At 58.4% G+C, this 10,818-nt stretch carries 10 protein-coding genes and 1 pseudogene; 8 read left to right on the top strand and 3 right to left on the bottom strand.

The features are described from left to right. Positions 1-242, top strand: a pseudogene (locus tag GWQ22_RS19810) (IS256 family transposase); the annotation flags it as partial. Between the two features lie 549 nt (positions 243-791). Here the strand turns inward: GWQ22_RS19810 and GWQ22_RS19805 are convergent. Beyond that, positions 792-2,243, bottom strand: a complete 1,452-nt coding sequence (locus tag GWQ22_RS19805; RefSeq protein WP_275931399.1) for an aminoacyl-histidine dipeptidase — start codon at positions 2,241-2,243, stop codon at positions 792-794. A 928-nt stretch (positions 2,244-3,171) separates the two neighbouring features. On the opposite strand from GWQ22_RS19805, the gene gpt reads away from it, so the two are divergent. From gpt to GWQ22_RS19775, 6 genes are all read left to right on the top strand, one after another. Beyond that, on the top strand, positions 3,172-3,639 hold the full coding sequence (gpt, locus tag GWQ22_RS19800) for a xanthine phosphoribosyltransferase (protein WP_042035757.1): 468 nt from the start codon (positions 3,172-3,174) through the stop codon (positions 3,637-3,639). Positions 3,640-3,749: 110 nt separating this feature from the next. Further along, positions 3,750-5,018, top strand: a complete 1,269-nt coding sequence (gene frsA / locus GWQ22_RS19795; protein WP_042035755.1) for an esterase FrsA — start codon at positions 3,750-3,752, stop codon at positions 5,016-5,018. 59 nt (positions 5,019-5,077) lie between these two features. After that, positions 5,078-5,470 carry a sigma factor-binding protein Crl gene (crl, locus tag GWQ22_RS19790; RefSeq protein ID WP_212513081.1) on the top strand — a complete coding sequence of 131 codons (393 nt, stop codon included), beginning with the start codon at positions 5,078-5,080 and terminating at the stop codon, positions 5,468-5,470. Between the two features lie 208 nt (positions 5,471-5,678). Next, the gene (gene proB, locus GWQ22_RS19785) at positions 5,679-6,782 is read left to right on the top strand and encodes a glutamate 5-kinase (protein WP_275931398.1); all 1,104 of its coding nucleotides are present in this window, start codon (positions 5,679-5,681) and stop codon (positions 6,780-6,782) included. A 35-nt stretch (positions 6,783-6,817) separates the two neighbouring features. Next, positions 6,818-8,071 carry a glutamate-5-semialdehyde dehydrogenase gene (locus GWQ22_RS19780; protein WP_275931397.1) on the top strand — a complete coding sequence of 418 codons (1,254 nt, stop codon included), beginning with the start codon at positions 6,818-6,820 and terminating at the stop codon, positions 8,069-8,071. A gap of 156 nt (positions 8,072-8,227) precedes the next feature. Next, positions 8,228-8,863, top strand: coding sequence for a murein L,D-transpeptidase catalytic domain family protein (locus GWQ22_RS19775; protein WP_042035750.1), 636 nt, complete (start codon positions 8,228-8,230; stop codon positions 8,861-8,863). Between the two features lie 77 nt (positions 8,864-8,940). Here the strand turns inward: GWQ22_RS19775 and GWQ22_RS19770 are convergent, their stop codons facing one another. Next, positions 8,941-9,369 carry a universal stress protein gene (locus GWQ22_RS19770; protein ID WP_042035749.1) on the bottom strand — a complete coding sequence of 143 codons (429 nt, stop codon included), beginning with the start codon at positions 9,367-9,369 and terminating at the stop codon, positions 8,941-8,943. A gap of 208 nt (positions 9,370-9,577) precedes the next feature. Between GWQ22_RS19770 and GWQ22_RS19765 the strand changes: the two genes are divergently transcribed. Further along, complete coding sequence (locus GWQ22_RS19765) at positions 9,578-10,324, top strand: hypothetical protein (protein WP_275931396.1); 747 nt, start codon at positions 9,578-9,580, stop codon at positions 10,322-10,324. A 315-nt stretch (positions 10,325-10,639) separates the two neighbouring features. Here the strand turns inward: GWQ22_RS19765 and GWQ22_RS19760 are convergent, their stop codons facing one another. Beyond that, the gene (locus GWQ22_RS19760; protein ID WP_275931395.1) at positions 10,640-10,807 is read right to left on the bottom strand and encodes a hypothetical protein; all 168 of its coding nucleotides are present in this window, start codon (positions 10,805-10,807) and stop codon (positions 10,640-10,642) included. Between the last annotated feature and the right edge of the window lie 11 nt (positions 10,808-10,818).

Genomic DNA, 10,818 nt, shown 5'->3' with positions numbered 1-10,818 from the left:
TGCATATCCGGACGACGAACCCGATAGAGTCGACGTTTTCTACAGTCAGGCTACGAAGTAAAAGAGCGCGGAACTGCGGGTCTCGGGAGACCACGCTGGCGATGGTTTACAAGCTGCTTGAAGTGGCCCAGAAGAAGTGGAAGCGGCTCAAGGGATTTGTGCTGCTGACGTTGGTGGTAAACAACGTGAAATTCAAGGACGGAGTACAGGTGCTGGATGAGTCAGACAGGAATGCCGCCTGACCGACTCCATACACCAGATTTGACAATAGCTCTCCCGATGTATCAGGCACCGTAACGGAAGTAATACTCACGGGTTGACGGGGCGTAGGCGTCTTTCTCTACGGCGCCTTTCTTGCTGGTTGCACCCTTAAGGTGGAACAGTACTGCCAGGTTCTCAAACATATATTCACCTCATCGCTCTGTTATCTAGTTGTAGTGTGTGACTTGAGTCACAATTTGATCCTATGGCCTTATGTAAGCTGGATCAACTTTTTGTGTGGTAAATTTACATAAATCATGGAAAGGGTTTTCAAACCCAGTTTTGTTCATGGAGACGGTTTCAGAGTCATTCTGGGCAACATGGCGGGCCAAAAGTGAGCCCCTGCTGGGCAAGTGGAGGGGCTGGGCATTTAAAGGAAAGCGACACTGGTGTGCATGGATCCTGGCGATGGCGGACACCAGTGTGCAAAAAAATACCCCGCACCGGGCGGGGTATGAATCATGTCGGCAGCGGGCTCAGCCTCTTTCGCTGAAGGTCAGAGGTCGGCTCCCGCTGATTAGCCGGCAGGCTTACTTGGCCGGGATCTGTTCCAGTACATGGACCAGCAACTGCCAGAAGCGCTCGACGGCCGGGATGTGCACCTTCTCATCCGGCGAGTGTGCACCGCGTATGGTCGGGCCGAAGGAGACCATGTCCCAGTCCGGATAGGCGCTCTTGAACAGGCCGCACTCGAGGCCTGCGTGGATCACCATGACGTTGGGCATCTCGCCGAACAGGGTCTGGTAGCTGTTGCGCACCAATGCCATTACCGGGGAGTCTACGTCCGGCGCCCAGCCAGGATAAGCACCGGTGAATTCGCAGCTGGCACCGGCCAGATTGAACAGGGAGCGGGTCATCTGTTCGACGCTCTCGCGACCGGAGTCGATGAGGGAGCGGATCAGGCACTGTACATACACCTCGCCGTCGAGCGTCTTGATGACGCCGAGGTTGGTGGAGGTCTCGGTGACGCCCGGGATGGCATCGCTCATGCGAATGACACCGTTCGGGCAGGCCATGAGGGCGTCCAGCAGGCGTGCCTGCAGGTTGTCGCTCATCAGCTTGGTCGGTTTCTCATGAGCGGTGAGCAGCACAGTCAGGTTGGCTTCGGTGGCCGCCAGCTCGCTCTGGTAGATGCCGGCATAGCGGTCGACCAGGGCCTTGAATTCATTGACGTGGGCGGCGGGCACCAGCAGCTTGGCACGGGCCTCACGCGGGATGGCGTTGCGCAGGGTGCCACCATGGATCTCGGCCAGACGCAGGCCCAGCGGTTCGGCCGCCTTGAGCAGACGCACCAGCAGCTTGTTGGCGTTGCCACGACCGCGATGGATGTCGACGCCGGAGTGACCGCCACGCAGCCCCTTCACCTGCAGTTCAAACCCTTCACCTTCGGTAGGGGCTACCAGCTCCAGCGGGAAGCGGATATTGGCATCCACGCCACCGGCGCAACCCATGTAGACCTCACCATCCTCTTCCGAGTCGGTGTTGAGCAGGATCTCGCCTTCCAGCCAGCCCGCTTCCAGCCCGAACGCGCCCGTCATACCGGTCTCTTCGTCCGTGGTCAGCAGCACTTCCAGCGGGCCATGCTTGAGGTGTTTGTCGGCCAGCACGGCCAGGCAACCGGCCATGCCCATGCCGTTGTCGGCACCGAGGGTGGTACCGCGGGCCGTCACCCAGTCACCGTCTATATAGGCATCGATAGGATCTTTGGTGAAGTCGTGGCGGGTATCGGCATTGGCCTGGGGCACCATATCGATATGGGCCTGCAGCACCACACCCTTGCGGTTTTCCATCCCGGGGGTGGCCGGTTTCTTGATGATGATGTTGCCCACAGTGTCTTGCTTGACGGCCAGGCCTTCCCCCTGGGCCCACTCGACTATCCAGGCGCTTAAGCGGGCTTCGTGCTTGGAAGGGTGGGGAATGGAGCAGATCTGTTCGAAGAAATGCCAAATCAGTTTGGGAGAGAGAGAACTAAGCTGTGCCACGTCGGAACTCCTTACCAGCACGGAAAATGACCGGGCCCAGAGGGCCGAGGAAGAAGATAACGATAATACAGTCAATCACACAAAAATGTGATCGATCTGCGCAAATTGCGCGCGGCTTGTGCTGGTCATCGGTGTGTTCACAGGGTACAGCCGAGGTTGAGGTGACCATGCCCGGCACACAATAAAATATGTGACTCGCGTCACAAAAATATTGTGTTTATGGCGCCGGCTGGTAAATTGGTGGCCGTGGTTCGCCACCCGTCAGGATGACGATGTATGCCTCCAGGGAACCGAAGCAAAGCAAGTGCGCCTCCATGGAACCGAGTGTCTGTTCAAGGATCTGAGCCCGCATAAAGGTACGTAACTTGTTAAGCAATCAGGAGTTTTACTATGTCCGGCAGCAATTCAACCTATTGGTTTGCCCAATCGCTCTACACCCAGGGTTATAGCTACCCGAATCCCTTCGCTTACCGTTAAGCCAGGGGCGCCCCGCCGGGGGCAAGCAGCAAGATGCAGCAGCAGGTGAGTGAGGATGACATCCTCCCCCTGCTATTTTTTTATCTGCAACCTGCGAAAACGGATGCAGTGAAAGGCGTACGTATGCCTGGCGCCGGGCTGGATTGCAGGGGGGTTGCTCCGTTTTTTCCTGCATTTCGCATACGTTTGCCAGTCAATTTATCTGTAAACGATGCTATCATGCCGGCCCAACAGCCTGTCTGCGGTCTTTGCTCCAAACGACATGGCCGCCAGCTATGCCCATCCTGCTTTCATAGAATCTGTTTTTGCTGCCGAGGTACCAGCCCTGAGGCAGCCAAAGTGCAAGCCGAATTCGGGAAGCAGAGGGGCGCCAGAATTGACCGAATCGCGTGTGTCAGCACGGATTTTATGTCTTAAGTGATTGTTTTTATAACTCGTTGAGATCGATAGTATGCCAAAAAAGTTTTATGTGTCGTGGGATAACCTGCAACGTGAAGCGCGCCGTCTGGCCCGTCGTCAACTGCCTGTCAGCCAGTGGAAAGGGATCATAGCTGTCAGCCGTGGTGGTCTGGTCCCGGCCGCGCTGATGGCTCGCGAACTTGGCATCCGTAATGTCGAAACCCTGTGCATCTCCAGCTACGACCACAACAACCAGCGTGATCTGATGGTGGTCAAGGCTGCCACCACTGCGGGTGATGGTGAAGGCTGGTTGGTGGTGGACGATCTGGTGGACACTGGTGGCACCGCCAAGGCGATCCGCGAACTCTATCCAAAGGCCAAGTTCATCACCATCTTCGCCAAGCCCATGGGCGAGCCGCTGGTGGATGACTTCGAGGTCGCCATTCCGCAAGATACCTGGATTGAGCAGCCATGGGACATGGCGCTGGAATTTGCCCAGCCGATCTGCGACGAAGAATAACAGCTTCACAGGGCTCCTATTTGGAGCCCTGTTTTTTTGCGCTGCAGCTGGCTGCCAGAGGGGAAACGTGGTTAAGATGGAGCCATTGCCTGACAGTATGAGTAATCACCTTGGACTTGAACGACGACCTTAACCTGACCGAGAAGCTTTTTACCCGGGTCAAGAAGGTGCTGGAGACCTCCGAGATCTCCAACAGCAGCCCGGTGGAAGAGCAAGATGCCAATCTGGACGAGACCTTTATCGATGGCGCTATGTCATCGCGCTGGTATCGTCTGCTGCGCCGGCCAACCTGGGTCTGGCAGGGGGCGGATCCGGTCGAGATGGAGCAGACGCTGGCTTGCATCGCCATGGGAAAAGGGGAACGCACCCACGAACGTTACCTGGATACCATCAAGGGTTATGTGTCCGGTAACTGGGTCTACGAGTGGAGCCAGCTGGCCGGTCGTTACTTCAAACAGGGCCGTGCGCTGGTGGAGCAGGGTGACTCGGCGGCCGCCCTGAAAGATCTGCTCAGGGCAGTGCGTTACTACTCCATCGCCAGTTATCCCCATCTGAAGAATGACGAGCTGGCGGATCAGGCCCAGCTGCTCGGCAACATGGCCTACCGCGAGGCGGGCCGCCTGTTCAAGGTACCCCTCAAAGAGATACAAGTGCCATTTCGCGGCAAGAGCATTCAAGGCTACCTTCATCTGCCGACCACGGACAAGCCCGTACCCCTGGTCATCGTCAGCGGCGGCATCGACTCGCTGCAGGTCGATTTCCTCAACCTCTATCTCAAATGCCTGGAGCCCAACGGCATCGGCATGCTATCGCTGGATATGCCGGGTATCGGCTATGCCGAGCACTGGCCGCTAGTGCAAGACACCAGTCGGCTGCATCAGGCTGTATTGAATCACTTGTCAGAGGTGGCCTGGGTCGATCATGAGCGTATCGCCATGGTGGGCTTTCGTCTGGCAGGCAATGTGGCGGCGCGGTTGGCCTTCATCGAGCCGTTCAAGCTCAAGACAGTGGTCTGCATAGGGGCGGGTGTCAATCAGGTGTTCACCAATGAGGAGATGTTCGCCCGCTGCCCACGCATGATGCGCGACGAGCTGGCGAATCGCCTTGGGGCCGACGCGGCCCAGTGGGAGTCGTTGCGTACCAAGTGCCAGGTCTTTTCCCTCAAGACGCAAGGATTGTTGGGGACTCACACTTCCGTGCCGATATTAAGCATCGGACACAAGAAAGATTTCATTTGTCCCGAGCAGGATGTACGGGCATTGGCGTCCGCTAGCCGCAATGGCAAGGCGGTGGTGTTTGATAAGCAGCCTTTGCAGGAGGTATACGACGAGGCGTTGAAAGAGATGGCCAAGTGGCTTAAAAAATATTTATGTACATGATATAGCGTTAAAAATAACGTCATCTTAGGATGATATGGCTTGTTCACAGGGAGGTTAACATGTCAGAAAAAGTGACTTACAAGCGATTGCTGAGGCAGTTTGCTGCGATTGGCCCCTATTTACGTGAAGATCTGTGTGAAGAGGGGCGTTACCGTTTCGACTGTCTCTCCGTCTGCGTCAGCGCCAAACCGGCGCCGGACAAGCGGGAGTTCTGGGGATGGTGGTTGGTGCTGGAGCAGCAGGATCACAGCTTCAGTTATCACTATCAGGTCGGTTTCTACAATGCGGAAGGGGCCTGGATCAACAAGCCAATCCCGAAGAAGCATCAGGTGGAAGTCGAGCGCACCCTCAACCGCTTCTACAAGCTCATCAGTGACAAGCTCACCTTGCTGGAGTGTCGGCTGGTCCCTGCCGAGCAGGTGACCAATGAGCTGGCTGTCACCGCCGCCTGATGTGCTGATGCCCTGCGAGGGTTGTATTCACTCGCAGGGCCATCTGGTCCCACCGTCCGCGGTTACCCATTTATCTCTTCAAGCCTGCCGCTTCTCGCCACAGGGCAAGCTTCCTTCGTCCACGCAGTGCTTGCGGGCTTAATTGCCTTGCAGGGCAACAGGGCCGTGGGTATAAAGGGATTCCTTACTTTTCAGCCTTCTTGCTCCCATGGAAAACAGAACCATAGTCGTCAAACTGGGCACCAGCGTGCTCACCGGGGGATCTTCCCAGCTTAACCGTGCCCACATGGTGGAGCTGGTCAGGCAGTGTGCGGCCCTGCACCGTCACGGCCACAGAGTCGTGGTGGTCACCTCGGGTGCCATCGCCGCCGGGCGTGAACATCTGGGCCACCCTCCGCTGGCGCCGACCCTGCCCAACAAGCAGATGCTGGCGGCGGTTGGCCAGACCCAGCTCATTCGGGTGTGGCAGGATCTGTTCAACCTCTATGGGTTGCATATTGGCCAGATGTTGCTGACCCGCGCCGATCTGGAAGACCGCGAGCGTTACCTCAATGCCCGGGATACCCTGCGCACCCTGCTCGATCACCGCATCATTCCCGTCATCAACGAGAACGATGCCGTGGCGACTGCCAAGATCAAGGTGGGTGACAACGACAACCTCTCCGCCCGCGCCGCCATTCTGGCCGATGCAGACCTCTTGATCCTGCTGACCGATCAAACCGGCTTGTTCACCGCTGATCCGCGCAGCAACCCGGATGCCCAGCTGATCGAGGAGGTGCAGACCATAGATGACACCCTGCGCAAGTTGGCGGGGGGCAGTGTCGGTGGTCTTGGCACGGGTGGCATGGCGACCAAGCTGCAGGCGGCCGATGTGGCGCGCCGGGCCGGGGTCAAGGTGGTGATCGCCACCGGCCAGACGCCGGAGGTGATAGGTCGTCTCGCCAGGGGTGAGCGTATTGGCACCTTGTTCCCGGCGCTGGCCTCACCGCTGGAAGGGCGCAAGAGCTGGATTTTGGCCGGCCCGCCCCCCCATGGTGAGGTTCGGGTGGATCAGGGCGCCGTGGCTGCCATGCAGGAGAAGGGCTCCAGCCTGCTGCCCAAGGGCATAGTCTCAGTGAAGGGAGATTTCGTGCGCGGCGACGTGGTGCGTATTCTCGATCCCAAGGGTGTCGAGCTGGCCCGTGGCATCTGCCGGTACGACCATCTGGAGCTGGAGAAGCTGCGGGGTGTTCACTCGGATCAGATAGAACAGATATTGGGCTACGGCTATGGTGCCGTGGCCATTCACCGGGATGACATGGTGCTGCTCTGATTGGGCGGCATCGGCATGAATAAAAGGGAACTGAGATGAGTCTGGAGAAAATGGGGCAGGCGGCCCGCGAAGCCGCCTATCAGCTGGCGACCATCAGCACGGCGCAGAAAAACCGGGCGCTGGCCGCCATTGCCGACGAGCTGGAGGCGCGAAGCCGCCAGATCCTGGCTGCCAACGACAAGGACATAGCGGCCGGCCGAGAGGCCGGATTGTCGGATGCCATGCTGGATCGTTTGCTGCTCAACCCGGACCGGCTGGCGGGGATAGTGGCGGATGTGCGCAAGGTGATCACCCTGGATGATCCGGTCGGTGCCGAAATCGACAGCCGGGTGCTGGAGAACGGCCTGCGCCTCTCGCGTCGTCGGGTGCCGATTGGTGTCATTGGTGTCATCTACGAGGCCCGCCCCAACGTCACCATCGACATCGCCAGCCTCTGCCTCAAGACAGGCAACGCCAGCATACTGCGCGGCGGGCGCGAGACCTTCCACTCCAATCTGGAGCTGGTGCGGGTGATCCAGCGTGCGCTAGCCGCCTCAGGTCTGCCTGCCGAGGCGGTACAGTACATCGACAATCCGGATCGGGCGCTGGTGGGCGAGCTGCTGCGTCTCGATCGCTACGTGGACATGATCATCCCCCGTGGTGGTGCCGGGCTGCACAAGATGTGCAAGGAGAACAGCTCCATTCCCGTCATCATCGGCGGCTTTGGCATCAGCCATGTCTTCGTGGACGAGAGCGCCGATCTGGTACGCTCATTGGCGGTCATCGACAATGCCAAGGTGCAACGCCCCTCCGCCTGCAATGCGCTCGACACCCTGTTGGTACATGAAAACGTGGCCGCAGCCTTGCTGCCGCAGCTGGTCAGCCTGATGAACGAGCGCAAGGTGGCCCTGGTGGCCGCCCCCAACGCCATGGCACTGCTGGCTGGCGCCGACAACCTGCGCGAGGCAGGTCTGGACGATTTTGACACCGAATGGCTGGGGCTGACCCTGGGGATCCGGCTGGTGGCGGACGTGAACGAGGCGCTGGCACACATGCGCGAGCATAATGCCGGTCACTCGGATGCCATCCTCACCAACGACCTGAGCAATGCCGAGCGGTTCGTCAATGGCGCCGGTTCGGCCGCTGTTTACGTCAATGCCTCCACCCGCTTCACCGATGGTGGCCAGTTCGGCCTGGGTGCCGAGGTGGCGGTCTCGACCCAGATGTTGCACGCCCGTGGCCCCATGGGGTTGACCGAACTGACCAGCTACAAGTGGGTGGGATTGGCTGACTATCTGATCCGTGCCTGAGTACGTTGCCAACACCTGCTGGAATCATGCCGACTCAGGTCGGCATTTTTATGCTCTTTTCTTGCGACTCATCAGAGGCTTGCATATAACTATCCAGCAGGGTGTGGCGATACGTTACACGCTGCACTACCAACAAAAACGGGAGCAGATTCAAGGATGAAGCAAACAGATAGGATTGTGCGGCTAGGATGGCTCTGGTTGAGCTTGCCGCTGCTGCTGGGGGCGCTCTGTTTCAGCACCAGCAGCCACGCCAGCTGGGATCAGGATCTCTATCGCCAGCTGGGGTTGGCAGGCAAGCTCGACCATCAGGTGTTTCGCAAGGCCATCAACAGTTATCAGAGCGTGCGCCACAAGCGCAAACCCATACTCACCATCATCGACTACAGCAAACCCTCGACCCAGCGTCGGCTGTTCGTGATCGACCTGAAGCGTCACAAACTGCTCTACCACACCTGGGTCAGCCACGGTCGCAACTCGGGCGAGCTGGCGGCCCGCCAGTTTTCCAACCAGCTCAATTCCATGCAGAGTTCCCTCGGCGTCTATCGTACCGCCGAGACCTATCAGGGCAAGCATGGCTATTCGCTGCGCCTCGATGGCTTGAGCCCGGGCAAGAACAGCAATGCCCGCAAACGTGCCATCGTGGTGCACGGAGCCGACTATGCCAGCCCGCGGCATCTGCGCAAATATGACAAGCTGGGTCGCAGCTGGGGTTGTCCCGCGCTGCCCAAGGAGCTGTCCAGGGCCATCATAGACATCATTAAGGGGGGAAGCGTCATCTATGCCCACGGCTGAGGTGCGCCCCCCACATGAGTAAGGCCAGCACGAGTGCTGGCCTTACTGTTACTTGTTGCGCGGTGACGGGCCGAGCGTTAACGCACGACCAGCACGGGGCAGGGGGCGTGACGCACCACGGACTCGGCGACGCTGCCCACCAGCAGGTGGCTGAGGCCGGAACGGCCATGGCTGCCCATGACCACCAGATCGACCTTTTCCTCTTTCGCCTGAATGACGATCTCGTCTGCGGCGCGGCCGAAGCGCACCTCGAAGGTGGCGGGAATGGGCAGGCTGGCGACCAGCTCTTTCAGTTGGGTCTTGGCCTGGCGTTCCATCTCGTGGGTGATCTCGATGGCGGTCATGTGCAGGATCTTGTAGCTGTCGAAACCATGCAGTTGATCCACCACATGGACCAACTTGAGTTCTGCTTGATGGCTTTGGGCCATGAACACCGCATAGTCGAGCACTGACTGCGACATCTGGGAAAAATCGACGGGGCAGAGCAGGGTTTTGATGGATGACATATGAAGACTCCCCTATGGTTGGGTTACTAATGAATCTTATTTTCAATGATACCCATTAAGAGGGTTATAACCCTCGACTGGCTCTCAAAACTGGGAAAAAGAGGTGATTCAGCGCCAGATCTTCTTATGATGTGGTATGGCTTGGGTACATTCATCGCGCGGGTTGATCCGTTGGATGAAAACATCGGCACCGAGGAAATGGTTAAACATGGTTCGTCTGCTGTTTGCATTGCTGTTTCTTCTGTTTTCCCTGCCCGGTCGGGCCGATCCCCTGCATGTCTATTGCGATGACTGGCCCGGTTTCTGCCTACCGGATGGACGGGGCGTCTATCTGGATATCGTCAGGGCTATCTATCAGCCCCATGGCTATGAGGTGATCCCGCACATAGTGCCCTACAAACGGGCGCTGGCGGTGGTAGCGCAGAAGGGGGGAGACATGGCGATGGGGGTTTATCGGGATGAAGTCAGCGGCGTACGCCAGCCGGATTATCCCGCCTCGGCCGACGATCTGACCGTGCTGATGCTCAAGAAGTGGCAGCCCCAATGGCTCGGCGAGACCAGTCTGGAAGGAGAGGGGGTGCTGTGGCTGCGAGGCTGGGCCTTTGACAAGTACATCCCGGTCAACATGCGCTGGCACGAGATCGACAGCCACGACATGGCGCTGCAACTGCTGGCCAAGGAGCGCTACCGCTACTACCTGACCGCCGGTGTGCTCTACTCGGCCGACGCCATCCCTGCCAACATGCATCGTACCTTCCTGCGCTGGATCCCGACCTACCCCATCTTTGCTGATACCGAACGGGGGGGGCACCTGCAACAGGCCTGGGATCATGGCATGGTGCGGCTGATCCGGAATGGTACCCTGGCCGAGATATACCGCCGTTACCAACTCCATGATTACTATCGAGGTTTTATCAAGGAGCTGGAACAAAGGGTCGAGCCAGACGATAACTGATGCTCTATAGAAGGAAGAGAAGCAACGCGTTCTTTGGTCGATAGAAAGATAAATCTATCGAATACCCAGAGAGATAAGGTGCAAGTGCCCCTACCATCAGCCGCCAACGGCCGCAGCGATATAGCTTCTACTGGCAGTAGTACATCGGGTGACCCCCACAGCAAAATCGGCAAAAATGAGGGAACAGATAAACACGTTTACTCTGCTCGCCCGGCCCTGGCTCGTATGCGTTTGGCCAAGCGGTCATACAGGATCACGTTGACCGAAGCTGCCAGGTTGATGCTGCCTTGCTGTGTGGCCACATAGACCACCAGTTTACTCTGCTCGCCCGGCCCCGGCCCGTATGCGTTTGGCCAAGCGGTCATACAGGATCACGTTGACCGAAGCTGCCAGGTTGATGCTGCCTTGCTGTGTGGCCACATAGACCACCAGTTTACTCTGCTCGCTCGGCCCCGGCCCGTATGCGTTTGGCCAAGCGGTCATAGAGGATCACG

Source organism: Aeromonas sp. 1HA1 (assembly GCF_029237385.1).
GTDB classification, from domain to species: domain Bacteria; phylum Pseudomonadota; class Gammaproteobacteria; order Enterobacterales; family Aeromonadaceae; genus Aeromonas; species Aeromonas popoffii.
Note: the sequence above shows the minus strand (reverse complement) of the source record. Positions and strands in the feature narration are given on the sequence as shown.

Excerpts from the sequence above, each read along its gene's own strand:
- gpt (WP_042035757.1), top strand. The coding sequence starts at position 3,172 with ATGCCAAAAAAGTTTTATGTGTCGTGGGATAACCTGCAACGTGAAGCG.
- crl (WP_212513081.1), top strand. The coding sequence starts at position 5,078 with ATGTCAGAAAAAGTGACTTACAAGCGATTGCTGAGGCAGTTTGCTGCG.
- proB (WP_275931398.1), top strand. The coding sequence starts at position 5,679 with ATGGAAAACAGAACCATAGTCGTCAAACTGGGCACCAGCGTGCTCACC.
- GWQ22_RS19780 (WP_275931397.1), top strand. The coding sequence starts at position 6,818 with ATGAGTCTGGAGAAAATGGGGCAGGCGGCCCGCGAAGCCGCCTATCAG.
- GWQ22_RS19775 (WP_042035750.1), top strand. The coding sequence starts at position 8,228 with ATGAAGCAAACAGATAGGATTGTGCGGCTAGGATGGCTCTGGTTGAGC.
- GWQ22_RS19770 (WP_042035749.1), bottom strand. The coding sequence starts at position 9,369 with ATGTCATCCATCAAAACCCTGCTCTGCCCCGTCGATTTTTCCCAGATG.
- GWQ22_RS19765 (WP_275931396.1), top strand. The coding sequence starts at position 9,578 with ATGGTTCGTCTGCTGTTTGCATTGCTGTTTCTTCTGTTTTCCCTGCCC.
- GWQ22_RS19760 (WP_275931395.1), bottom strand. The coding sequence starts at position 10,807 with ATGACCGCTTGGCCAAACGCATACGGGCCGGGGCCGAGCGAGCAGAGT.